Origin of the sequence: Geminicoccus sp. (genome assembly GCF_035556675.1) — a bacterium.
Lineage (GTDB): Bacteria > Pseudomonadota > Alphaproteobacteria > Geminicoccales > Geminicoccaceae > Geminicoccus.
The window spans coordinates 1-22,834 of sequence record NZ_DATMFZ010000122.1 but is presented as its reverse complement, the minus strand read 5'-3'; the positions used below and the strand labels follow the sequence as shown (position 1 = coordinate 22,834).

General features: G+C 70.4%; 21 protein-coding genes and 1 pseudogene. 16 read left to right on the top strand and 6 right to left on the bottom strand.

What is annotated here, in order from left to right; genetic code table 11:
* The first annotated feature begins 300 nt into the window (after positions 1-300).
* Positions 301-1,201, top strand: a pseudogene (locus VNS22_RS28285) (DMT family transporter).
* Between the two features lie 796 nt (positions 1,202-1,997).
* Here VNS22_RS28285 and VNS22_RS09925 read toward each other — a convergent pair.
* Positions 1,998-3,398 carry an L-serine ammonia-lyase gene (locus VNS22_RS09925; protein ID WP_325731929.1) on the bottom strand — a complete coding sequence of 467 codons (1,401 nt, stop codon included), beginning with the start codon at positions 3,396-3,398 and terminating at the stop codon, positions 1,998-2,000.
* Between the two features lie 215 nt (positions 3,399-3,613).
* Between VNS22_RS09925 and VNS22_RS09920 the strand changes: the two genes are divergently transcribed.
* From VNS22_RS09920 to VNS22_RS09895, 6 genes are all read left to right on the top strand, one after another.
* The gene (locus tag VNS22_RS09920; protein WP_325731927.1) at positions 3,614-3,964 is read left to right on the top strand and encodes a hypothetical protein; all 351 of its coding nucleotides are present in this window, start codon (positions 3,614-3,616) and stop codon (positions 3,962-3,964) included.
* 7 nt (positions 3,965-3,971) lie between these two features.
* On the top strand, positions 3,972-5,147 hold the full coding sequence (locus VNS22_RS09915) for a hypothetical protein (protein WP_325731925.1): 1,176 nt from the start codon (positions 3,972-3,974) through the stop codon (positions 5,145-5,147).
* Positions 5,144-5,551, top strand: coding sequence for a hypothetical protein (locus tag VNS22_RS09910; protein WP_325731923.1), 408 nt, complete (start codon positions 5,144-5,146; stop codon positions 5,549-5,551). Before VNS22_RS09915 ends, VNS22_RS09910 begins: the two co-directional genes overlap by 4 nt.
* Before the next feature lie 91 nt (positions 5,552-5,642).
* Entirely contained in the window at positions 5,643-7,166 is a 1,524-nt protein-coding gene (locus tag VNS22_RS09905) for a glycosyltransferase family 39 protein (protein ID WP_325731921.1), read from the top strand.
* Complete coding sequence (locus VNS22_RS09900; protein ID WP_325731919.1) at positions 7,163-8,155, top strand: glycosyltransferase family 2 protein; 993 nt, start codon at positions 7,163-7,165, stop codon at positions 8,153-8,155. Before VNS22_RS09905 ends, VNS22_RS09900 begins: the two co-directional genes overlap by 4 nt.
* Positions 8,152-9,090 carry a lysylphosphatidylglycerol synthase transmembrane domain-containing protein gene (locus tag VNS22_RS09895; protein ID WP_325731917.1) on the top strand — a complete coding sequence of 313 codons (939 nt, stop codon included), beginning with the start codon at positions 8,152-8,154 and terminating at the stop codon, positions 9,088-9,090. Before VNS22_RS09900 ends, VNS22_RS09895 begins: the two co-directional genes overlap by 4 nt.
* Positions 9,091-9,097: 7 nt before the next feature.
* On the opposite strand, the gene VNS22_RS09890 is transcribed toward VNS22_RS09895, so the two are convergent.
* Positions 9,098-11,077 (bottom strand): hydantoinase/oxoprolinase family protein, encoded by a 1,980-nt coding sequence (locus tag VNS22_RS09890; protein ID WP_325731916.1) that lies wholly within the window; start codon positions 11,075-11,077, stop codon positions 9,098-9,100.
* Positions 11,078-11,091: 14 nt separating this feature from the next.
* Positions 11,092-13,671: a DUF2339 domain-containing protein gene (locus VNS22_RS09885; protein ID WP_325731915.1), complete on the bottom strand. Its 2,580-nt coding sequence runs from the start codon at positions 13,669-13,671 to the stop codon at positions 11,092-11,094.
* Between the two features lie 127 nt (positions 13,672-13,798).
* Here VNS22_RS09885 and VNS22_RS09880 point away from each other — a divergent pair, with 127 nt between their 5' ends.
* Positions 13,799-15,076 (top strand): MFS transporter, encoded by a 1,278-nt coding sequence (locus VNS22_RS09880; protein ID WP_325731914.1) that lies wholly within the window; start codon positions 13,799-13,801, stop codon positions 15,074-15,076.
* Here VNS22_RS09880 and VNS22_RS09875 read toward each other — a convergent pair.
* From VNS22_RS09875 to def, 3 genes are all read right to left on the bottom strand, one after another.
* Positions 15,052-15,840: a hypothetical protein gene (locus VNS22_RS09875; protein WP_325731912.1), complete on the bottom strand. Its 789-nt coding sequence runs from the start codon at positions 15,838-15,840 to the stop codon at positions 15,052-15,054. The two genes, VNS22_RS09880 and VNS22_RS09875, sit on opposite strands and share 25 nt — an antisense overlap.
* A gap of 112 nt (positions 15,841-15,952) precedes the next feature.
* The gene (locus VNS22_RS09870) at positions 15,953-16,627 is read right to left on the bottom strand and encodes a COQ9 family protein (protein WP_325731910.1); all 675 of its coding nucleotides are present in this window, start codon (positions 16,625-16,627) and stop codon (positions 15,953-15,955) included.
* Positions 16,624-17,184, bottom strand: coding sequence for a peptide deformylase (gene def / locus VNS22_RS09865; protein WP_325731906.1), 561 nt, complete (start codon positions 17,182-17,184; stop codon positions 16,624-16,626). Before def ends, VNS22_RS09870 begins: the two co-directional genes overlap by 4 nt.
* A gap of 160 nt (positions 17,185-17,344) precedes the next feature.
* Between def and rpsU the strand changes: the two genes are divergently transcribed.
* The 8 genes from rpsU to VNS22_RS09825 all read left to right on the top strand — a co-directional run.
* Positions 17,345-17,551 (top strand): 30S ribosomal protein S21, encoded by a 207-nt coding sequence (gene rpsU, locus VNS22_RS09860; RefSeq protein ID WP_159712318.1) that lies wholly within the window; start codon positions 17,345-17,347, stop codon positions 17,549-17,551.
* A 261-nt stretch (positions 17,552-17,812) separates the two neighbouring features.
* A complete protein-coding gene (locus tag VNS22_RS09855) occupies positions 17,813-18,568 on the top strand; it encodes a phosphoadenylyl-sulfate reductase (RefSeq protein ID WP_325731904.1) in 756 nt (251 codons plus the stop codon).
* Positions 18,565-19,068: a hypothetical protein gene (locus VNS22_RS09850; protein ID WP_325731902.1), complete on the top strand. Its 504-nt coding sequence runs from the start codon at positions 18,565-18,567 to the stop codon at positions 19,066-19,068. The genes VNS22_RS09855 and VNS22_RS09850 overlap by 4 nt, the downstream gene beginning before the upstream one ends.
* An 83-nt stretch (positions 19,069-19,151) precedes the next feature.
* A complete protein-coding gene (locus tag VNS22_RS09845; protein ID WP_325731901.1) occupies positions 19,152-19,418 on the top strand; it encodes a hypothetical protein in 267 nt (88 codons plus the stop codon).
* A 32-nt stretch (positions 19,419-19,450) separates the two neighbouring features.
* The gene (cysT, locus tag VNS22_RS09840) at positions 19,451-20,296 is read left to right on the top strand and encodes a sulfate ABC transporter permease subunit CysT (RefSeq protein WP_325731899.1); all 846 of its coding nucleotides are present in this window, start codon (positions 19,451-19,453) and stop codon (positions 20,294-20,296) included.
* Positions 20,293-21,174, top strand: a complete 882-nt coding sequence (cysW, locus tag VNS22_RS09835; RefSeq protein ID WP_325731897.1) for a sulfate ABC transporter permease subunit CysW — start codon at positions 20,293-20,295, stop codon at positions 21,172-21,174. Before cysT ends, cysW begins: the two co-directional genes overlap by 4 nt.
* Before the next feature lie 24 nt (positions 21,175-21,198).
* Positions 21,199-22,242 (top strand): sulfate ABC transporter ATP-binding protein, encoded by a 1,044-nt coding sequence (locus VNS22_RS09830; protein ID WP_325731895.1) that lies wholly within the window; start codon positions 21,199-21,201, stop codon positions 22,240-22,242.
* Positions 22,243-22,375: 133 nt separating this feature from the next.
* A partial coding sequence (locus tag VNS22_RS09825; protein WP_325731893.1) for an MFS transporter occupies positions 22,376-22,834 on the top strand: 459 nt, incomplete at its 3' end.

Sequence of the window (22,834 nt, the reverse complement as noted above, 5' to 3'; positions counted from 1 at the left end):
ATGCAGGTCGAGGCCGCGCGTGGCGGTGACGATGCCCCAAGAGGCACCGCCACCGCCACCCGACGAGCATCAAACCGGGCGTTTCATCCGGCACGGCGTCTTGGCGCGCCATGTTCCGGATCATAGCACGAAGATTGCGGGGGATTCATGAAAAAGCGGAACGGTCCATGGCGGCCACCTTCCCGGGATAGGCCAGCAAGAAACGGATGGCCGGACCACCGGCCGCAGCGGCATCCGGCAGGCGTCGACCCACACCGTCTGCCACGGATGCCGATGCCGCCCTCACGCCCCCATGCGCCAATGACCCCCGCCGAATGGGCGATGCTGCTGACCCTGGCCGCCTTCTGGAGCGGCTCCTTCCTGTTCAATGCGGTGGCGGTGGCCGAACTGCCCGTCCTTTCGGTGGTGTCCCTGCGGGTCACCCTGGCCGGCCTGCTCCTGCAGCTGGTCCTGCGGGCAGCGGGCCAGCGGCTTCCTGGCGGAGCCCGCCTCTGGAGCGCCTTCGGCTTGATGGGTCTCCTGAACAACTGTCTGCCGTTCGGGCTGATTGTATAGGGGCAGCAGCATCTGGCCAGCGGTGCCGCCACGCCCCTGTTCACCGTACTGCTCGCCCACGCGCTGACCCCGGACGAGAAGCTGACCCGGGCTCGGCTTGAGTAGCGTGCTGCTGGGCTTCATGGGCGTGGCCGTGCTGATCGGCAGCGACGTGCTCAGGACCCTGGGCAGCGGCCTGATCGCCCAGCTGGCCTGGCTGGGTGCTGCCGTCAGCTACGCGCTGGCCGGCATTCTCGGCCGACGCTTTCGCGCCCTGGGGGTGAGCCCCATGGCTGGTGCCGCCGGCCAACTCACCGCCTCCAACCCGCTGCTCGTCCCGGTCACCCTGCTGGCCGACCGTCCCTGGCTGCTGCCCATGCCAAGCGCGGTGGCGCTCTGGGCCCTGCTCGGCCTAGCACTCCTGTCGACCGCGCTGGCCTATGTGCTCTACTTCCGGCTCCTGGCCACAGCCGGCGCCACCGATCTCCTGCTGGTCACCCTGCTAGTCCCGCCCGGCGCCATCCTCCTGGACAGCCTATTCCTCCACTAGCCCCTGCAGCTGCGGCAGCTGGGCGGCATGGCTCTGATCGCGCTCGGCATGGGCGTGATCGATGGGCGGCTGCTGCGGATGGTCGGGAGGCAAATGAGGCGGCCGAGGGTTGGCTAAGATTGCGTGCCAGCCCCGCCATGGTCGCTGCCGGACCACTCAGATTCATCCGGCCGGACCGATCCAACCTCATGCGCCTCTTGAGAATCGACACTTACCTGCAGGGCCCCTCGAAAAGTCAGGTTAACCATATGGCCTCTTAAAAGACTGAACTTCAGCCAAAGAACCGCAGCCCGAAACTATCATGACATCGAGCAATAGACATCATCATCGCACAGCATCTGTCCCTATAATAGATTTATCACTATTATGGAAATACACGTCACATTAAATGCTGCCGTTTCTTAATAATAACAATATCTCACCAAGTAATTGCCCAGCTGACTCCCAAGTGCGTTCATCCAAGAGGTCGGCCAGCCGCAATGGCTGGTAACCTTCGAGGGACTTCGCGCGTGAGCGGTATCCTGGGATGGAGCTTATTCGCTCGAAAAGCTCCGTGCGAACATTCTGCGACTGGAACGGCGGGACGTTGCAGAGGTTGCGGTGGACAATCTCAATGTTCGGGGGCTGCTGCCTGATAAAGAAGGCTCTCACCGCATCTCCACCTAATGCACTCACATTAATGCAGAGTGAGTGGGCGCCTTCATCCGTGAGGCTAACGTCACAATTCTGGACTCGAAACCAGGATAGAGCCCTTTCAGCTCCCCGCCTGGAAGCCGGACCAGCTTTCTGCTCGAGTTCTCTGAGCCATTCATTCTGAAATGTTGGCGTAAGCATATGTTCCTCGGCACTGGATCATACCGAAGATCGTAGCCTGCACTTCTTGATGAACCGTTACTGTTAGCCCTGCGCCCGCTTAGCAATCCACCACGCTGACCGGCACCTCGACCACGTTCACGGCAAGGCCGCCGCGGGCGGTTTCCTTGTACTTGGTCTTCATGTCGGCACCGGTCTCGCGCATGGTGCGGATGACCTTGTCCAGGCTGACGAAGTGCTCGCCGTCGCCGCGCAGCGCCATGCGGGCGGCGTTGATCGCCTTCACCGAGGCCATGGCGTTGCGCTCGATGCAGGGGATCTGGACCAGGCCGCCGATGGGGTCGCAGGTGAGGCCCAGATTGTGCTCCATCGCGATCTCGGCGGCGTTCTCGACCTGGCGCGGACATCCGCCCAGCACCTCGGCGAGACCGGCCGCGGCCATCGAGCAGGCGGAGCCGACCTCGCCCTGGCAGCCGACCTCGGCGCCCGAGATCGACGCGTTCTCCTTGAACAGGATGCCGATGGCGCCGGCGGTGAGCAGGAAGCGGCAAATGCCGTCGTCGCTACGGCCGGGCACGAAGCGGGCGTAGTAGTGCAGCACGGCCGGAATGATGCCGGCGGCACCGTTGGTGGGTGCGGTGACGACCCGGCCGCCCGCGGCGTTCTCCTCGTTCACCGCGAGCGCGTAGAGGTTCACCCAGTCGATGATGGTGAGCGGATCGGTGAGCGAGCGCTCGGGCTCGGCCAGGAGCTTCTCGTAGAGGGTGCGGGCGCGCCGGCGCACCTTGAGCCCGCCCGGCAGCACGCCCTCGCGGCGGCAGCCGCTCTGCACGCAGGCCTGCATCACCGCCCAGATCTCCAGGAGGCGGCGCCGGATCTCGGTCTCGTCGCGCCAGGCCCGCTCGTTGGCCAGCATCACGTCGCTGATCCGCATGCCCGTGTCACGGCAGATCGCCAGCAGCTGGTCGCCGGTGGTGAACGGGTAGGGCAAGGGCGTGCGGTCGGGCTTGATCCGGTCGGCCCCGGCCTCGGCCTCGTCCACCACGAAGCCGCCGCCCACCGAATAATAGATCGCGGCATGCAGCTCCCGGCCCGCCTCGTCCAGGGCGGCGAAGCGCATCCCGTTCGGGTGGAACGGCAGGCTGCGCTTGCGGTGCAGGACGAGGTGGGTGCCTTCGGCGAACGGCACCTCGTGCCGGCCGAGCAGGGCCAGGCGCCCCTCCGCACGGATCGCCGCCACCCGCTCTGGAATGCGCAGGACGTCGACGCTCTCGGGCGCTTCGCCCTCCAGGCCCAACATCACCGCGCGGTTCGAGCCGTGGCCCACGCCGGTGGCGCCCAGCGAGCCGAACAGCTCCGCCTTGACCGCCGCGGTCTGCTCCAGGAGGCGGGAATCGGCCAGGGCCAGGGCGAAGCTGCGGGCGGCGCGCATCGGCCCCACCGTGTGCGACGAGGATGGGCCGATCCCGATCTTGAAGAGGTCGAAGACGCTGATCGACATGAGTTCAAGTATACCACTGCCAGGACATGCACCCATGATGGCACCGCCGGCGCAACCCGGCTTCCACGCAAGCAGCCGATCCGCTTCGGATCACGACACGCTCCATTTCCTGCACCTGCCACCCATGTCTTGCTCATGCCGCGAGCCCGGCCTAGCTGTGCAGCCGTTCCACGGCAGCGACGCCGCCTGCCCCAGCCCATAGGGAACCGTTGCGCATGCACAGGCTCGTCCTAGCCCTGCCCTTCCTCGTCCTGGCGGCTGCTCCCGCCGGTGCCGAGCCGGCGGACAACGAGACGATCCGCCAGGCGCTGAGCGGCAATACGGTCGAAGGGGAGATGGCGCTCACCGGGCCCTATGTCGAGTATTACGATGCGGACGGCAGCATCCGCAGCCGCGACTACGAAGGCAGCTGGCGGGTGCGTGACGACCGGATGTGCTTTCGCTACGGCGAGGAGCCGGCCACCTGCTACGAGGTCGAGATCGACGGGGAGTCGGTGACCTGGCTCAAGGACGGCCAGGAGAACGGCAAGGGCAGGATCGTGCCCGGCAACCCGAACGGGTTCTGAACCGGCGATGATGGCCTACGCGCGGCTGGGCGTCCGCCCGATCATCAACGCCAAGGGAGCGGCGACCCGCCTCTCCGGCGGTCCGATCGCCCAGCCCGTGCTGGCGGCGATGGCCGAGGCCGCGGCCGCCTGTGTGGACATGGCCGAGTTGCAGGCGGCGGCTTCCCGGCGGATCGCTGCCGTGACCGGTGCGGAGGCGGGCCTGGTCACCAGCGGCGCCGCGGCCGGCCTGCTGCTCGCCACCGCCGCTGCCGTGACCGGTCTGGACCCCGGCCGGATGGCCCGGCTGCCGCACACGCGCGGCATGAAGAACCAGGTGCTGGTGGCGCGCTCCCAGCGCAATTTCTACGACCATGCGGTGCGCACGGCCGGCGTGCGGCTGGTCGAGGTCGGGCTGCCGGACCGGTATGCCGGCGCCGGGGTGCGCGACGCGGAGGCCTGGGAGTTCGAGGACGCGCTTGGGCCGGACACGGCGGCGATCCTCCATGTCGCAGGGCCGGATGCCCAGCCGGAGCTGCCGAAACTGGTGGCGGTGGCGCGCGCCGCCGGCATCCCGGTGATTGTCGACGCCGCGGCCCAGCTGCCGCCGGCCGCCAACCTGCGCCGCTTCATCGACGAGGGTGCGGACCTGGTGGCCTTCTCGGGCGGCAAGGCTCTGGGCGGGCCGCAGGCCTCGGGCATCCTGGCCGGACGGCGCGACCTGATCATGGCCGCCGCCCTGCAGATGCTGGACCTGGACGTCTGGCTGGAACAGTTCCGGCCCGATCCGGATTTCATCGACCTGGCCCGGCTCAAGGGGCTGCCGCCGCACGGGATCGGCCGGCCGTGCAAGGTCGGCAAGGAGCAGATCGTCGGTCTCCTGACCGCGCTCGACCTGTTCCTGGCCGAGGGCGACGATGCGCGCACCGCGCGCTGGACGGGGCTGCTCGAGGAGCTGCAGGGCCGGATCGGCCGCATTCCGGGTGTGACCACCGGCCTGGTGCCGGGCGCCGTGCCGCTCCTGCGGCTGGATCTGGCGGAGCGGGAGGCGTGGCCGGTGGTGATGGCGCTGGAGACCGGCAGCCCGTCGGTCCGGCTGGATGCCGAGCGGCACCGCAGCGGCTGCCTGCTCATCAACCCGATCTGCCTGCAGCCGGCCGAGCTGACGCCGCTGGCGGATCGCCTGCGCGAGGTGCTGGCATGACGGTCTTCCCTGCCCGGACGGTCAGCGTGGCGATCGATCGCCCCTGGGACGAGGTGAACGCCTATCTGTCGGTGCCGGAGAATTTTCCGGCCTGGGCGTCCGGGCTCGGCCGCAACTTCCGCACGGATGGCGACGGCTATTCGGTCGACGGGCCGGATGGCAGCTGGCACGTGCGGTTCACCCTGCCCAACCCGTTCGGCGTGCTGGATCATGACGTGACCGCGCCGGACGGCAGCCGCACCCACAATGCAATGCGGGTGATCCCGAACGGGGATGGCTGCCTCGTGATGTTCACCCTCTTGCGCATGGACGGGGTGACGGAGGAGAAGTTCGCCGCCGATGCGGCGTGGGTGCAGCGCGACCTCCAGGCGCTCAAGGCCCTGCTCGAAACGGCGATCGCCTGAACCCAGCGCCGACGGACGATTCCATGAGCTTGGCTGCCCCGCCGACCGGCGATGTTCCGGCCGATCCCGCCGCAACACCGAAGGCCTGCCCGTGCAGCATGCGCTGACCCGTTCCCCGCCCAGCGAGTCCATGGCAGCGCGGCTGGCCGAACCCCGCATGGTGCTGGGCATGCTCGGCCTCTGGCTCCTGCTCCACGCGGTGCTGCGCCTGCTCACCGGCCCGACGCTCGGCATGGACGACGCGGAGCAGGCGCTCTCGGCGCAGGCCTGGTCCTGGGGCTACCGGACCGAGCAGCCGCCGCTGTTCACCTGGCTCCTGCTCCTGCTGGAGCCGGTGCTGGGGGTGGGCTACGTGCCGATCACCGTGCTGCGCTACCTGTTCCTGGGCGGCTGCTGCCTCGTCTATTGGCAGGCGGCGCGCCTGTGGCTGGGCGACGACGAGCGGGCGGCGGTGGCGGTCCTGGCCCTGCCGGCCATGTACACGTTCGGCTGGTACGCCCAGGTCGACCTGACCCATTCGACGGTGCTGGCCACCGCGGTCGCGATCCTGCTCTGGCTGGCGGCCCGGCTGGCCCGGCAGCAGCGCTACCTGGACTATTTCCTGCTGGGCGTGACGCTGGGCCTGGGCGTGCTCGGCAAGTGGAACTTCGCGCTGGCCGGCCTGGCCCTAGTGCTGACCGGCCTGATCCGGCCCGAGCTGCGCCGCGTCGTGCTCCACCCGGGCACGCTGCTGACCGCAGGGGTCGCCGCCCTGATCGTCCTGCCGAACGCCTGGTGGCTGCTCGGGCACAAGTCCATGGGCGATGCCGGGACGGCGGTGCTGGTGCGCGGCGACAAGAGCCAGCTGGCCAGCCTGGGCGACCTCCTGCTGGCGGCCCTGGCCTTCGCCCAGCCCTGGCTGGTCCTGGCCCTCATCCTGTTCCTGCCCGCGCTGCGCCGCTGCCGCCGGGACCAGGTCGCCTGGCCGGCGGTGCGGGTGCTGGGCACCTATGTCGCGATCGCCCTCCTGCTCCACGCCCTGCTGGTCCTCCCCTTCGGCGGGGTGAACTACAGCGAGCGCTGGATGATCGGCCCGCTCCTGCCCCTGCCGATCCTGTTCGCCGCCTTCCTCGCCCCGCAGCACCTGCCGATCGGCCGCTGGCTCGTGGCGCTGGCGGTGCTGGTGGCGGTGACGCTGGGCCTGCGCATCGCCATTCCGCTGGCCGGCGGCGATGTCTGCCTCGGCAAGTGCCGGATCCTCTACCCCTACGACGCCATCGCCGACGGGCTCCGCCAGGCGGGCTTCCAGGACGGTACGGTGGTGGTCGGCGACCTGCATCTGGGCGGCAACCTGCGCGTACGCATGCCGCACTCCCGCGTGGTCGAAACGAGTGCACCCCCCGGCGTGTTCGGCCCACCCATCGGCCATGGCCAGTGTCTGCTCGCCTGGATCTCGCCCGAGCCGGGCATGCCGCCCCCGCCGGAACTGCTGGAGGGAGCCCGGGCTAAGCTGGGCGTCGATGCGACGCTGCCGGCACGGCGTGGCGCGGTCACTGCCCCGCTGCTGGGGGCGGTCGAGCGGCGACTGTCGATAGGCTATCTGCTGTTCGAGCAGCCGAACGGGGAGTGCCGATGAACGCGCCCTTGTGCAGCCATGCCGGGCCGGCCGCCGCCGCGGCACTGGACCTGGCGGTGGTGATCCCGATCAAGGACGAGGCCGGGACGCTGGACGAGCTGACCCGGCGGATCCTCGCGGTCTGCGCCGAGCACGGCCTGAAGCTGCGCGAGGTGATCCTGGTCGACGACGGCTCGACCGACGGTTCCTGGGCCGAGATCGAGCGCCTGTCCGCGGAGCGGCCGAAGCTGCGCGGCCTGCGCCTGCGCCGCAATTTCGGCAAGGCCACGGCGCTGGACCTGGGCATCCGCGAGAGCCGGGCGGCGGTCGTGGTCACCATGGACGCCGATCTGCAGGACGATCCGGCCGAGCTGCCGCGTTTCATGGCCGAGATCGCCACCGGCCTGGACGTCGTCTCGGGCTGGAAGCAGATCCGCCACGACCCGGCGCACAAGACCTTGCCGAGCCGGCTGTTCAACCTCGTGACCGCCAAGGTGTCGGGCGTGCCGCTGCACGACTTCAACTGCGGCTTCAAGGCGTACCGGCGCGAGGTGTTCGCCGACATCCGCCTCTATGGCGAGCTGCACCGCTTCGTGCCGCTGCTGGCCCACGGGCTGGGCTTCGAGGTGGGCGAGCTGGTGGTGACCCACCATCCGCGCCGGCATGGCAAGTCCAAGTACGGGCTGCAGCGCCTTCTGCGCGGTGCGGTGGACCTGCTCACCGTGCTGACCATTACCCGCTACGACCAGCGGCCGGGCCACCTGTTCGGCGGGGCGGGCGTAGCGATCGGTGCGGTGGGCGGCTTGATTCTCCTCTACCTGTTCTGCCTGAAAGTGTTCGCCGGCGAGCTGATCGGCCACCGGCCGCTGCTCCAGCTGGGCATCCTCCTGGTGATCGTGGGCGTGCAGACCGTGCTGTTCGGCATGCTGGCCGAGCTGATCAACGCCCGCACCCGGCCGGTGGAGAGCGGCAACCTGATCCGGGCGCGCACCGGTGGCTCAAGCGAATGAGCCGCCGGACCCTCGGCACGATCATCGCGGTCCTGCTGACCGGCCTGTTCTTCTGGTGGCTCGCGGCCAGCCAGCGCCTTGCCCCGGTGCTGGAGGGGCTGGCCGCGGTCGACCTGCGCATCCTGATCCTGGCCTTCCCGCTGGTGGTGCTCCTCCAGCTGGGGCGAGCCGGGCGGTTCGTGCTGCTGCTGGAGCGGATGCGGACGGGCGGCCTGCTCGCGAGCTTCCGCATCTCCTGCGTCCATATCGCGCTGAACTTCCTCCTGCCCTTCAAGCTCGGCGAAGCCGCGTTTCCCCTGCTGGCGCGCCGGCTGATGGGCGTGGACCTGGCGGCCGGCACCGGAGCCTTGCTCACCGTGCGCCTGCTCGACCTGGGTGCGCTCGGCGCCATGCTGGCCCTGTCCGCGAGCTTTGCCGTCCCGGCCCTGGCAGGCTGGCGCTGGCTGGCGGCTCTCGCGGCCTGCCTGGCGCTGGCGGCCCCGCTGCTGCTGGTGCTGGGTGGCCGGCTGGTGGTGCATCGGGTGCAAAAGCTCGCGACCGTGGCCGAGGTGCTGGCGCGTGCCCGGGCCCGGCACACGTTCGGCCGGGTCACCGCCTTGTCCCTGCTGGTCTGGTTTTGCCATGCCGCCGTGGCATGGCTGGCCTTCGCGTCGCTGGGCCTGCCGGTCGACCTTGCGACCGCGGTGTTCGCCGGTACGTGTGCCAATTTGGCCTTCGCCCTGCCCTTCCAGGGCATCGCCGGCCTGGGTCCGGTCCAGGCGGCGTTCGCCTGGGCGGCCAGCAGTGCCGGCGTGCCGCTGCCGCAGGCGATCACCGCCGCACTGGCCTGCCACGCCATCCTGCTCGTCTCGGGCTGCCTCCTTGGCGCCCTGGCCGTGCTGATGGAGCCGCGGCTGCAATGGTGGCGCCGGACGGAGCCGCGGATCGCCGACTAGCGGCTCGTCAGGCGGCGAGGCCCGGCCGGCCGGACGCGGTGGCCGTCACCACCGCTTCCACGAAGATCGAGCCGCCCTCGATCCCGTCCACCATCGTGACCTGCTCGTCCAGGCTGATCGCCACCTCGCCGGCACCCGCGGCCAGGGCCCTGGCGCGAGCCTGTTGCTCCGCCTCCAGTCGGGCATGGGCCAGCGCGTCGGCCAGGACGAAGGTGTCGAACGGGCCGTCGGCACCATGGACCCGCAGCCGGTCCTGGCCGATCCTGCCGATCGTCACCCGCGCCTGCTGGATCACGTCGCCGGCCACGGCACCCAGCGCGTTGCTCACCTCGGCGAAGGGCGGGATCACGGCGGTGGTGCCCAGGCGGGCACAGGCCTCGGGATATAGCAGTCGGGCGGGTGCGCCGATCGCGACCACGGGCAGGCCCAGCGCGATCTGCGGGCGGACTAGCCCGCCGGTATTGCCGGATACGGCCCGCTCCATCAGCGGTGCGGCCGCCGCCTGGTCGGGCAGACCTTCCTCGGCACAGGCGGCACCCAACATAGCCAGGGCGGTCTGGCGGGTGGCGAGTTCCAGCACCAGGCGGGCGAAGGTCTCTGGGTCCTCCAGGCCCGCGTCCTTGTCCGCCAGCGATTCCAGCCGGCCACGCAGCCTGGCCCCCAGCACCGCCGCCGCCCGGTTCCAGTTGCCCTGGAGGCCCAGCACATGGGCGGCATCGGAGGGCGTGAAGGCCGCCCGGATCACCAGGCCGCGGTCGATCAGCCGGGTGAGCTGGCGCTCGGCATGGCGGCGCTCGCACAGCTCGTCCAGCGCCATCGGCCCCTCGCCCAGCCATTCCCAGACCTCGCGCTGCAGGCGCGGCAGCACCGCGGGATCGGGCAGGGCGCGCAGGCGCAGGGCGAACATCCCGTCCAGCGGGCGCCAGAACGGCCGGGCGAGCTGGGTTTCCAGCTCCGCCAGCACGCGAGGATGCTGGTGCGCCAGGAGCGAGAGCGGCACGGCGCGCCTGGGCCCCAGCACCAGGCGGCGCCCCTCGTCGCGGCGGAGCTCGCTGTCGCCGCCGAGCCCCACCGTGTGGACCGCGATGGCTTCCACCATGGTGCGGAACCGGCCGACCCTGGCACCGGCGGCATCCAGTTCGGGCCGCCCATCGTGCAGGAAGGCGATGTCGGTGGTGGTGCCGCCGATGTCGGAGACCAGCGTGTCGCTCAGGCCGGAGAGTTTGGCAGCACCGACCACGCTCGCCGCCGGCCCGGACAGGATGGTCTCGACCGGCCGCTGCAGTGCGGTGGCGGCGGTGACCAGCGAGCCATCGCCCTTGGTCACCATCAGCGGTGCGGTGATGCCGCGGCTGGCCAGCAGGTCCTGCACGCCGCCGATCAGGCGGTGGATGTCGCCGATCAGCCGGGCGTTCAAAAGCGTGGTCAAGGCTCGGCGGGTGCCGTCCAGCCGCGCGGTCAGCTCGTGCGAGCAGGTCACCGGGCGTCCGGTCGCCTCGGCCAGCAGCCGGGCGGCGCGGCGCTCATGTGCCGGGTTGCGCACCGCGAAATGGCCGGTGACCGCGAAGGCATCCACCTGGGCTGCCGCTCGGCCGGCCTCGGCCAGCAATGCCGCCTCGTCCAGCGGCGCCTGCTCCGATCCGCTGGCGTCGTGGCCACCCGCCACGAAGATCACCGGGTCGCCGCGCAGCGCCTCCTTCAGATCGGCCCGCTCCAGCGCGTCGGAGCCGAAGCCGATCAGCACCAGGGCTACCGGCCCGCCATGGCCCTCGACCAGCGCGTTGGTGGCGAGTGTGGTCGACAGGCCGACCAGTTCGACCGGCGGCGGCGCATCGCCCAGCACCTGCGCCACCGCTTCGGCCACGCCCTGCGCCAGGTCGTGCTTGGTGGTCAGCGACTTGGCGGCCCGTACCACGCCCTGCGTCGGCGTATAGAGCACCGCGTCAGTATAGGTGCCGCCGGTATCGATCCCGAGCCTGAACCGCAACGTGCTCTGTCCCTTCACTGCCCTGCCCCGGGCGTAGCATGGCGCTCGTCGGAGAACAGCCGCTGGTAGGCCAGGCCCACGCCCACCAGCGTGATCCCCAATCCCAGGAAGGCGGCTGCCCGCCACAGGCCCTCGAGCCCGCTGAGATCGAGCAGGAACACCTTCAGGATCGCCACAACCAGCAGGGCCAGCGACAGGAGGCGGAGCTGGCGCTGCTGGGTCAGCAGGCCGAAGGCAAGCAGCCCGACCGCGGCCACCACCAGCCAGGCCGAGTAGAGCCAGTTCTCCGCCGGCTGGATGGCGGCCGCACCCCAGAGCTCCGAGCCCGAGAAGCCGCGGCGGATCTCCAGGATCGGCCAGGCCAGCAGGAGCAGCCCGCCGAACAGCGGCACGGCCGGGCCCAGCCGGTGCGGCAGCCGGGCAGGCAGGCCGCGCCAGGTGAGAAAGCCGATGGCCAGCGCCGGGACCAGCAGGAGCAGGAGCAGCGGGTTCATGACCGGCACGTCTGAGACGCGCAGGTCCTCGCCCCCGGCGATGCGCAGGAGCGGGTCCAGCAGGCTGGCCATGGCCACCAGCAGGGTCAGGAGGGTCGCGAGGCGGACCGGGCCGGTCTGCGGCCGGAGCGCCAGCCCGGCGGTGGTGAGGGTGAGAGCCGCCACCTGCAGGCCCGGCTCCAGCAGGTCGTCCTGGCCGCCGCGGGCCATTGCGGTAGCAGCGCGCATCAGGACGATGATCCAGCCGAGCGTGGCGGCCAGCAGGATCACGTCGCGCGACCAGAAGGGCTCCAGGCGCCGCCCGCAGAGCCAGGCGCCCAGCAGGAACAGGGTCGGCACGCCATAGGCCCAGAGGACAGCGAGGACGCCCGGCTCGCTGGTGCCGGCCTCGCCCGCCTGCCAGAGCAGCCGCCCGGCCACCAGCCCGGCCAGGGCGGCCGCCGCCCGGGCCAGGGCACCGTGCGGGAAGCGGACATGGACCAGCACCACCGCCAGCACCTGAGCTGCCAGCGCCACGGTCAGCCAAGCATGTTCCAGTGCCATGGTGAAGGCCAGGGTCAGCGCTGCGACCACGCCCAGCGCGAAGACCGCCACGGCCGCCGGGCGTTCGGCGAATCGCGCCGTCCGCTCGGCCGCCAGCAGGAACAGGCCGGCCATGACCAGGGCCACCACGGTCCAGCGCGGGGCGGAGGCGAACCCTTCGATCCGGGCATAGGCGATTGCCAGGAGCACCAGCGGGGCCACCACGGCCAGGGCCGCGAACCCGCCCGATGGCCGGGCGTGCAGCGCGCCGGTCCAGCCGGCCAGGAAGAAGGCCGCCGCGGTCAGCGCGCAGAACCAGGCATAGGGCGCCAGCTCCGGCGCGAGCCAGCGCCAGGCCGGGGTCGCGGTCACCGGATCGCCCAGCATCTCCGCCATCGCGGTCGTGACGATCGGCAGGTCGATCAGGAGGGCGGCCACGGCAACGGCGAAGGCGCCGGCAAAGGCGACATGGAGGCGGGCGCGGCCGGCCAGGGCGGCGGCGACCAGGACGAGCGCGGCGATCGGCAGCGGCAGCAGGGCGAGCTCGCTCTGCTCGTTCGCCGCCACGGCACAGGCTGCCAGCAGCAGGCCGCCCAGCCAGGCCCGCCCGCCGACTCCGGCCACGCGGCGCAGGATCCGCACAAGCGGCCGGTCCTCCGGCCGGTCCGGCTCCCATGCCAGCCAGACCGGCAGGGCGACGGCGGCGGCGGCCACGAGCGGCGCCAGCGTGGTGCCGGTCCGGCTGCCGACCATGAGCAGGATGCCCAGGGGGATGAGGCCCAGCAGGTCCAGCGCCAGCAGCCAGGTCCATGGGCGAAAGCGCAGGAGCAGGGCCAGGAACAGCTGGATCGCGACCAGCCAGACCGCGAACGCCACCGGGTCCGGCGCGTCGGTGGCCGCGAGGACGGGGGCCAGGTAGGCGAAGACCAGCGCGACCACCGCCAGAAGCGGGCCATGGTGCCAGGCGAGCAGCAGGGCCACGCCGGCGGCCACGGCCATCGCCGCCAGCGCCAGTTCCGGCCCCAGCAGGCCGTAGCGGCCGAACGAGGCCCAGGCGACGCCGAACAGGGCGGAAGCCCCGCCCGCGGCCAGGGCGGCGGCAGCACTGGCAGTCTGGCGAGTGCTGAGCCCGAGACGGCCCGGCTGCTTGCGCAGCAATTCGGCCATCACGATCAGGACGATGCCGGTCAAGAAGCCGAAAGCCAGCCGGGTACGCGGCCCGATCAAGTCCTGTTCGATCGAGTACTGCACCACGAACAACCCGCCGAGCGCCAGCGCCACCGCGCCGATCCAGACCAGCCAGCGCTGGCCGAACCGGCGCTCCAGGTCGCTGCCGGGCGGTGGTGCCGGGGGTGGCGCTGCCGGCGTGGCTGGCGGCGCGGCGCTGGCTTGTGCCACCGGCCCGGCAGGAGCGGCCACCGGTGCGGGGGGCATGGCGGGCGCCGGGGGCATGACGGGTGCGGCCGTGCGTCGCCCCTCCAGGGCGTCGAGCCGTGCCGCCAGGCGCCGGATCTCGCGGCGCTGCTGCGACCAGCCCACCGCTGCCACCACCACGAGCACCAGCCAGACCGCCTCCATGTCAGCCCTTCCACGCAAGCCGGTTGACGCTTCCACGCGAGATGGCGACTGGAAACGTGCCTAGAGGATCAGGTAGCAGGGCCACCAGCCGAGTCCGACCCGAAGGCCGGAGCCGCGAAGGAACGAGATGACCCGAACGATCCTGTCCGCCTGGTCGCTCCTCCTGGGAATGGCGCTGCTGATGCTGGGCCACGGGCTGCAGGGCACGCTCCTGCCGCTGCGCGCCGCCCACGAGGGATTCGCCCTCTCCACCACCGGCATCGTGATGTCGGCCTATTATCTGGGCCTGGTCGCCGCACCGTTCGTGATACCCCATTTCGTGGGCTCGGTCGGCCATGTCCGGGTATTCGCCGCGCTGGCCTCGCTGGCTTCGGGGACCATCCTGATCCACATCCTCCTGGTGGACCCGATCACCTGGTTCATCCTGCGCTTCACGACCGGGCTCGCCCTGTGCGGCGTCTACATCACCGCGGAGAGCTGGCTGAACAGCAAGGCCGACAACCGGACCCGCGGCGGGCTGTTCTCCTTCTACATGGTGGTACAGACCGGCGGGTTCGCCGCGGGCAATTTCCTCCTGAACCTGGCGCCGGTGCAGTCCTGGCAGCTGTTCGCCTTCGTCTCGGTGCTGTTCTCGATCGGCCTGATGCCGATCCTGCTCGCCGACAACCAGGCGCCTCCGCCATCCCGGCCGGCCCATGTCGGTTTTCGCGAGCTGTGGCGGCTCTCGCCGCTCGGCCTCGTGACCATCTTCGGCATCGGCATCGCCCAGGGCGGGCTCTACGCGATGGGGCCGATCTGGGCACGCGCGTTCGGCATGTCGATCGCCACCGTGTCCATCTTCATGGCGGTGACGCTGATCGGCGGTGCCCTGTTCCAGCTGCCGATCGGCCGGCTGTCGGACTGGCTGGACCGACGGCTGGTGATCACGGTGGTGACGTTCGGCGCGGCCCTGTCGTCCGCACTGGTCCTGTTCACCGATCCCAGCGACGAGAGGCTGGTGCTGGGACTGTTCTTCCTGTTCGGCGGGCTCAGCCTGCCCATGTATTCCCTGGGTGTGGCGCACACCAACGACTTCATGCGCCCGGACCAGCTGGTAGGAGTGAGTGGTGCGCTGCTGCTCGCCAACGGGCTGGGTGCCGCGATCGGCCCGACCCTGACTTCCTTCGTGATGGAGCATGTCGGCGTCTACGCCTTCCCGCTGCTCCTGGCGGTGGCCCATGGCGCGATCGGGCTGTTCGCCCTCTGGCGGATGACCCGGCGCCCGGCGCCGGCTGCGGCCGAGCGCGGCCCGGCCCAGGCGATTCCCACCGGCAGCCCCTACAGCACGGTGCTGGCCCAGGAGGCCAGCGCGACACGGCGCGAGGAGGTGCAGGCGACCCGTCAGGACGAGCCTGCCGCAGCCTGAACCGGCTGGCGCTCGGGCGGAGCCGGGGTGATCGAGCGGTAGCCGAGCCGCCCCGCCACCTCAGCACAGGCCGACCATACCGCCTCGGCCTGTTCGTCGGTGCCCTGCCAGCCAGCGACCTTGCCGGCCCGGTAGCGGACCGGGTTCATGGTGTTCATCCGGTCGAAGCTCGTGATCTTCGGCTGGTCGAGCGGCAGGTCGAGATAGGCGGCGATGGTGCGCACGCTGGCCTCGGGATGCTGGAAATGCCGCTCATAGGCCAGCCGGATGGTCGGCACCTCCGCCGCCAGCCACCGCTCATGGAACTCGACATAGCCGGTCAGCGTGGTGCCGTTGCCGTGCACCGCCAGGAACTCCGGTGCCAGTTCCCTGTCCTCCTTGCTCAGGCAGTGCCAGGACCAGCAGGCGGGCAGCGGGTGGCGGATCATCTGCACGACCCGCTCGCCCTTGAAATAGCTGTCGAAGGGCGGCTCGTGGGTCTTGAGGTAGTAGGTGACGGGCTCGGCGGCGAGTTCCCGGCGGCGCTCCTCGGTGAGCCAGCCGAGCCAGCCCGGCACCAGGCCCACCGCCTCGCCCAGGCGGAAGACCTGCGGCCGGTCCGCGTCGATCACGATCCCATGCTTGCGGGTCATGATCTCCCGCCAAGTCGCGATCCCGGCTTCCGGCATGTACGGATCAGTCACCGTGAGGCGCCAGTTGAGCCAGAACAGGTCGCGGAGCACGCTGTTTCCGCAGCGCGGCCAGGTCGCGACATAGACGATCATCGTGCCATCCAGGAGGAGCGAAGCAGATCCAGCGGGCCCGGTCAGCCTCGGCCCGTGCCGATTGATAGGCCGGCGAAGCGGCCCATGGGAAGCACCCGACCGGGCCCGGGCTTCAGCTCCGGTAGCCGCCGGCCGGTGGTTCGCGCAGGAACACCCGCAGGCCCGGCAGGCCGCGGACCATGCTCTCCACCCGCCCCTTGAGGCGCGCCACCGTCATCACGTTGTCGATCCGCCGGTCGAGGAACGCCCGGGTCTCGGCGTCACCCTCGCTACGGTCCTCCAGCCAGAACAGGAAGGTCGAGACCCAGACCGCGGAAAGCAGGCCGCGCCTGGTCCAGTAGTCGAGCTCCCGGCTGGTGCCCTGGTCCCCGGCCATCCGCCACATGTCGTCGGCCCCGGCCCAGATCCGCCGGGAGGTGGCGTACAGGTTGCGCGGCAGGGCTCCGGCGGCTACGGCCCGGCGCATCGCCTCCTTGTGCCGCGCCAGCACCTCCAGGCGGACCGCGACCAGCCGGGCGATCCGCTGGCGGATGCGCTGCCGCTCCAAATTCTCGTCGGCTAGGCGCCTGGCCGCCTGCCGGTCCAGCCAGTCGCCCAGCCAGGCCAGCAGGCTCTCCTGGCCCTGCGGGAACAGGCGCCGCGCGGTGATGGGCGTCATGCCGAGGTCGGCGGCGGCGGCCTGCAGGCTCTTGCTGCCCCAGCCGTCGAACGGCACGTGCTGCAGGACCATCTCGAACAGCCGGTCCTTCTCCAGCGCCTTGAGCGCCAACGCCTCGTCCGACTTCATGAGCCGCTGTCCTTTGCCGCTGCCTGGCCGCCTTCCGGCGCGTCGTCCGGCACAGCGTCCAGGAATGCCAGGGAACGTAGGTTGGTCATCCGCATCGGGTAGAGGATCCCGTCCAGATGGTCGACTTCGTGCTGCAGCACCCGGGCGAACAGGCCTTCGGCGATCCCGCCGACCTCCTGGCCGGCCAAGTCGCGCGCGCGCCAGCGCAGCTTGGCGAATCTCGGCACCTCGCCGCGCAGGCCCGGGATCGACAGGCAGCCCTCCAGGCCCTCCTCCATAGCCTCGCCCACCGGCTCCAGCACCGGGTCGGCCAGCACCAGCGGCTCGACCTCCTCGATCGCCCCGTCCTTGCGCCGCGCACGCAGCGGCAGCACCACGATCAGCCGCAGGGACTGGCCCACCTGCGGAGCGGCGATGCCGATCCCTTCCTCGGCATGCATGGTCTCGACCATGTCGGCGGCCAGGCGGTGGATGGCGGGGGTGGTCGGGTCGCCGACGGGCTGGGCGACCTGAAGCAGCACGGGGTGGCCCATGCGCAGGACAGGCAGGACGGTCATGCCGTGGATTTTAGAGCCTGAGCCCGCGGGCGTCACCTGCAAGCAGTTCGGCGGCGGCGATATTGCCCGGACGCGGCGAGGGTGCTATAGGCGCCGCCGCGTCGGTCGGCACCTCGACCGCGATGCATTTCCTGTCCCCTTTTCGCCGAGGAGAACGACCATCGTCGAGGTTCAGGTCCGCGACAACAATGTCGACCAGGCACTGCGCGCTCTCAAGAAGAAGATGCAGCGTGAAGGCCTGTACCGCGAGCTGCGCATGCGTCGGCACTACGAGAAGCCCTCGGAGCGCCGTGCCCGCGAGAAGGCGGAAGCCGTCCGCCGGTTCCGCAAGCTGATGCGCAAGCGCGCCGAGCGCGACGAACTCTAGGGATCGCGCGCCGACGCCCTGACTAGGAGTGACCCGGGCAGTTCGCCCGCGGCTTTGCCCTGTTGGAGCGCAGCCATGCAGCAGACGATCTGAGCCCGCCGGGGCCACTCGGCGGGCTCGTTGCGTCTGGGACCTCGCATATTTTACATTTAATATTAGATATATAGATCAGATAACAGTGTAGTTTACGAAATATCGATCGGCGGTTGCCGGTTCGAGCTGTAGTTTTACCTCCCGCGCCGATGCGTCCGGAGGACCGCCATGCTCGAAGCCGCCATCCAGTCGAGGCCCGCTCAGGCCGGATCCGATCTCGACGGCCAGTGTGCCGCCCTGATCCGGAACTATGGCCATCTGTGCGGGCAGGACCTGCTGGCAGCGCTGCTCGGCCCGGGCGGCCGCCTGCACGGGCGGACCGCCCTGGTATCGTCGTTCGGCGCGGAAAGCGTCGTGCTCCTCCACATGGCGGCCAGCGTCGATCCCGGCATCCCGGTGATCTTCCTGGACACGCTGGCCCACTTCCCAGCGACCCTGGCCTATCGCGCCCTGCTGATCGAGCAGCTGGGCCTCCGCGACGTGCGCAATGCCACGCCCGACCTGCGCATGCTGGGTAGGCTCGACCCGCGCGGCGACCTGCATGCGAGCGATCCCGACGTCTGCTGCCACTTCCGCAAGACAGAGCCGCTCGACCAAGCCCTCGAAGGGTTCGCCGCCTGGATCACCGGGCGCAAGCGCTTCCAGGGCGGGCAGCGCCAGGGCCTGCCGACCTTCGAGGTCGAGCAGGGTACCGGCCGCCTCAAGATCAATCCGCTCGCCCAGTGGGGGGCAGACGACCTGGAGGCCTACCGGCAAAGCCACGGCCTGCCCGCCCATCCCCTGGTCGATCAGGGCTACCGCTCGATCGGCTGCGCCCCCTGCACTCGGCCGGTCAGGGCGGGCGAGGACCCGCGGGCCGGCCGCTGGGCAGGAACCGGCAAGACCGAGTGCGGCATCCACGTCTCGCATGGAGGCGGCATATGACGATCCTGGCATCCCCGGCCGACCCAGTGGCGCGGCAACATCGCGTCAGCCTGCCGCCGCCCCGGCCCTGGCCGCTCCTGCCGGCCGACGAGGTCGGCTGGCTCCTGGTCGAGGCGAGCTCGCGCCTGCGCGCCTCGGGCAGCTCCGACCTGGTCATCGGCCTGGACGAGGCGACGCCGCTCGGCCGGCTGGCGCACGATCCGCGGCTGCAGCTCCTGGCCTCGGAATTGGCGGGCACGGATCAGGCGCTGGCGTGGATCGAACTGGGTGAGGCCGGACAATTGTCCGACGGGTGGTTGGACGGTTCCGCCACGCTGTTCGTGGAACTGGGCGGCGATGCTGCCAGCCGTCCCGGCCGTGTCCACGCCTCGCCCGCCACGCTGCCCGCGGCTGCGCTGGTCCTGGTCGTGTCGTTCCGCCCATGCCCGGCCGCCGCAGCCCATTCCTGCACCCCGGCGGCGGTCGACCTGTGGCCGCCGGCCGCCGTCGTGGCCGGTTGAGCATCCGCCCCTGCAGAAACCGCGTGCAAGCTGCTCCAAATTAGACTACTAAATTAGTAGAGTTTATCAACTGGAGCATGCCCATGGGCGGACTGACCCGTCGACGAGCCCGCGGCATCCTCGTGCTTGGCGGCCTTGCCATCCTCCTGCCATTCCTCCATCTGGGCGGCTCCGCGGAGCGGCCGGAATCCGTGCAGCCCGAGGTTCGGGCAGAGGCGGCCCTGCCCCTGCAGGCTGCCGAGCCGGGCCCGTCGCATGCCGGGACACTGGTGCCCGTGACGCCCGTGTCGCTGCACGACGACGCCCCGGTGCCGGAAGCCGCCGCCCTGCATCTGCTGGTTGCCGACTGATCAGAAGCCGCCATGACCAACGGCCATTCCGCGTGAGCACCGCCAGCCTCGCCCGTCGCCGCCAAGGCCCGGTCCTGCCCGGGTTCGGCCTGACCATGGGAGTGACGATCACCTATCTGTCGCTGATCGTCCTGATCCCGTTGGCCGGGATGTTCGTCCGCAGCCTGGGTGACGGGCCGGCCCATTTCCTGGAGGTCGCCACCGACCCCCGGACGCTGGCCGCCTTGCGCCTGAGCTTCGGCGGCGCACTGATCGCCGCCCTGATCAACCTCGTGATGGGCGTGCTGGTCGCCTGGGTGCTGGTGCGCTACCCGTTCCCCGGCAAGCGCCTGCTCGATGCCGCCGTCGACCTGCCTTTCGCCCTGCCGACCGCGGTGGCCGGCATCACGCTCACCGCCCTGTTCGCCGGCGACGGCTGGATCGGCCAGTTCCTCGAGCCGCTGGGATTGCAGGTGGCGTTCACCCCGGTGGGCGTGGTGGTGGCGATGGTGTTCATCGGCCTGCCCTTCGTGGTGCGCACCGTCGAGCCGGTGCTGGCCGACTTCGAGAAGGAGGTGGAGGAAGCCGCCGCCACGCTCGGTGCCAGCCGGCTGCAGACGGTCGTGCGGGTGATCCTGCCCAGCATCCTGCCGGCCGCGCTGACCGGCTTCGCCCTGGCGTTCGCCCGGGCGGTCGGCGAGTACGGCTCGGTGATCTTCATCGCCGGCAACATGCCCTACCAATCGGAGATCGCGCCCCTGCTGATCGTGATCCGCCTGGAGGAGTTCGACTATTCGGGTGCCGCCGCGGTGGGCGTTATGATGCTGCTGGGCGCTTTTCTCCTCCTGCTGCTGATCAACCTGCTGCAGGCCTGGAGCCGGAGCTACGAGCGACGATGATCGCGACCCTCACCCCCGCCGCAACCACCCTGCCCGTACGCAGGCGCGCCAACCGGGAAGGCCGGGGCGTGCGCTGGCTGCTCACCACAGTCGCGGTGCTGTTCCTCCTGGGCTTCCTGGTCCTGCCGCTGATCGCCGTGTTCGTGGAAGCGCTGCGCGCCGGCTGGGGCACTTATGTGGCGGCGATCTTCGAGCCCGACGCGCTGGCGGCGATCCGGCTCACTCTGCTGGTCGCGGCGATCGCCGTGCCGGTGAACCTCGTCTTCGGCCTGTGCGCCTCCTGGGCGATCGCCAAGTTCGACTTCCCCGGCAAGTCGGTGCTGATCACGCTGATCGACCTCCCGTTTTCGGTCTCGCCGGTGATCTCGGGCCTGGTCTGGGTGCTCCTGTTCGGCACGAGCGGCCTGCTCGGCCCCTTCCTGGCCCCGCTCGGCATCAAGATCGTGTTCGCGGTGCCGGGCATCGTGCTGGCCACGATCTTCGTCACCTTCCCGTTCATCGCCCGCGAGCTGATCCCGCTCATGGCCGAGCAGGGCCGGGAAGCCGAGGAGGCCGCGGTGTCGCTGGGCGCATCCGGCTGGCAGACCTTCCGGCTGGTCACCCTGCCCAACGTCAAATGGGGCCTGCTCTACGGCGTGCTCCTGTGCAACGCGCGGGCCATGGGCGAGTTCGGCGCGGTGTCGGTAGTCTCCGGCCATATCCGCGGCCTGACCAACACCATGCCGCTGCATATCGAGATCCTCTACAACGAGTACCAGTCGGCCGCCGCGTTCGCGGTCGCCAGCCTCCTGGCCCTGTTGGGCCTGGTCACGCTGGTGATCAAGACCCTGCTGGAGTGGCGCTACGGCGCCGAGCTCGCGGCGACCCGGCGCCACTGACCGGACAATCGGAGCCCTCTTGCAATGACGATCACGGTCAAGGGTGTGGCCAAGGAGTTCGGCGGCTTCCGTGCCGTGGACGATCTCGACCTGATCATCCACGAGGGCGAGCTCGTCGCCCTGCTCGGCCCCTCCGGCTCAGGCAAGACCACGCTGCTGCGCATCATCGCCGGTCTGGAGTTCCCCGACCGCGGCCAGGTGCTGTTCAACGGTGACGATGCCACGGCGCGGGCGGTGGGCGAGCGGGCGGTGGGCTTCGTGTTCCAGCACTACGCCCTGTTCCGGCACATGACCGTGTTCGAGAACGTGGCGTTCGGCCTGCGCGTCAAGCCGCGCGCCCAGCGGCCGTCCCGGCCCGAGATCACGCGGCGGGTCCACGAGCTGCTGCGCCTGGTCCAGCTCGAAGGCATGGCGCAGCGCTACCCCACCCAGCTTTCCGGCGGCCAGCGCCAGCGCGTGGCGCTGGCGCGGGCGTTGGCGATCGAGCCCCGCGTGCTCCTGCTGGACGAGCCGTTCGGCGCGCTGGACGCCCAGGTGCGCAAGGACCTGCGCCGCTGGCTGCGCCGCCTCCACCAGGAGATGGGCCTGACCTCAGTGTTCGTGACCCACGACCAGGAGGAGGCGCTGGAGCTGGCCGACCGGGTGGTGGTGATGAACAAGGGCCGCATCGAGCAGATCGGTGCGCCGGCCGAGATCTATGACCGGCCCGCCAACCCGTTCGTGTACGAGTTCCTGGGCCAGGTGAACCGCGTCCCCTATCGCGGCGAGGGCAACACCGCCCGCGTGCTGGGCCGCAGCTTCGCGCTGGAGGGGACTGCTGGCGACGGCATCGCCTATGTGCGGCCGGAGGAGATCGAGATCACCCGGGAGCCTCAGCCGGACAGCGTGCCGGCCCTGGTCCGCCACGTCACGGCGCTTGGCCCGGTGATCCGGATCGACCTGGACCTCGAGGGCAGCGACCCGGTCGAGGTCTCCCTGCCGCCGGCACGCTGGCGCGACCTGTGCGTCACCAAGGGCGATGCCGTGCATCTTCGCCCGGCCAATGTCCGGATCTTCCCGGCAGCCTGACCGTTGTCGGGCATGACCCTGCACCAACTACCGGGCAGTCCATGACGGGTTTCATCGATGCCCTGCCGGAACAGCGCCAGCAGGCGGCCCTGGCCATGATCCCGGGCGCCAGGCAGGGCGCGGAGCTGTCGCCGTGAGTTCCGTTGCCACTCTTCCTGCCGAAGAACGGATCGGGCGCAACCGGCTGGGGACGTCGGCCATCTTCATGGTCAACGGCACGGCCGTCGGCCTGTGGGCCGTCCACATCCCGCTCATCGGGGCCGCGCAGCGCATCGACGAGTTCCTGCTCGGCATGATGCTGCTCACGGTCGCCGCCGGCGCCATCGCGGCGATGCCGGTGGCCGGCTGGCTGGCCGGCCGCTACGGGGCCGATCGCACCACCCTCGGCTTTGCCGCCAGCTTCGTGCTGGTGATGTCGCTGCCGGTGCTGGCGCCGGGCCTGCCGAGCCTGTTCGCCGCGGCCCTCCTGTTCGGCATCTGCAATGGCGGCCTGGACGTCGCGATGAACGCGCAGGCCACCGATGTCGAACGGGTCCGGGCCCGCCCGACCATGTCTTCGTTCCACGGCTTCTGGAGCCTGGGCGGGCTGGCG

Bases quoted from the DNA above. Each gene is read 5' to 3' on its own strand.
- VNS22_RS09925 (WP_325731929.1), bottom strand. From the start codon at position 3,398: ATGTCGATCAGCGTCTTCGACCTCTTCAAGATCGGGATCGGCCCATCC.
- VNS22_RS09920 (WP_325731927.1), top strand. From the start codon at position 3,614: ATGCACAGGCTCGTCCTAGCCCTGCCCTTCCTCGTCCTGGCGGCTGCT.
- VNS22_RS09915 (WP_325731925.1), top strand. From the start codon at position 3,972: ATGATGGCCTACGCGCGGCTGGGCGTCCGCCCGATCATCAACGCCAAG.
- VNS22_RS09910 (WP_325731923.1), top strand. From the start codon at position 5,144: ATGACGGTCTTCCCTGCCCGGACGGTCAGCGTGGCGATCGATCGCCCC.
- VNS22_RS09900 (WP_325731919.1), top strand. From the start codon at position 7,163: ATGAACGCGCCCTTGTGCAGCCATGCCGGGCCGGCCGCCGCCGCGGCA.
- VNS22_RS09895 (WP_325731917.1), top strand. From the start codon at position 8,152: ATGAGCCGCCGGACCCTCGGCACGATCATCGCGGTCCTGCTGACCGGC.
- VNS22_RS09885 (WP_325731915.1), bottom strand. From the start codon at position 13,671: ATGGAGGCGGTCTGGCTGGTGCTCGTGGTGGTGGCAGCGGTGGGCTGG.
- VNS22_RS09880 (WP_325731914.1), top strand. From the start codon at position 13,799: ATGACCCGAACGATCCTGTCCGCCTGGTCGCTCCTCCTGGGAATGGCG.
- VNS22_RS09875 (WP_325731912.1), bottom strand. From the start codon at position 15,840: ATGATCGTCTATGTCGCGACCTGGCCGCGCTGCGGAAACAGCGTGCTC.
- VNS22_RS09870 (WP_325731910.1), bottom strand. From the start codon at position 16,627: ATGAAGTCGGACGAGGCGTTGGCGCTCAAGGCGCTGGAGAAGGACCGG.
- def (WP_325731906.1), bottom strand. From the start codon at position 17,184: ATGACCGTCCTGCCTGTCCTGCGCATGGGCCACCCCGTGCTGCTTCAG.
- VNS22_RS09855 (WP_325731904.1), top strand. From the start codon at position 17,813: ATGCTCGAAGCCGCCATCCAGTCGAGGCCCGCTCAGGCCGGATCCGAT.
- VNS22_RS09850 (WP_325731902.1), top strand. From the start codon at position 18,565: ATGACGATCCTGGCATCCCCGGCCGACCCAGTGGCGCGGCAACATCGC.
- VNS22_RS09845 (WP_325731901.1), top strand. From the start codon at position 19,152: ATGGGCGGACTGACCCGTCGACGAGCCCGCGGCATCCTCGTGCTTGGC.
- cysW (WP_325731897.1), top strand. From the start codon at position 20,293: ATGATCGCGACCCTCACCCCCGCCGCAACCACCCTGCCCGTACGCAGG.
- VNS22_RS09830 (WP_325731895.1), top strand. From the start codon at position 21,199: ATGACGATCACGGTCAAGGGTGTGGCCAAGGAGTTCGGCGGCTTCCGT.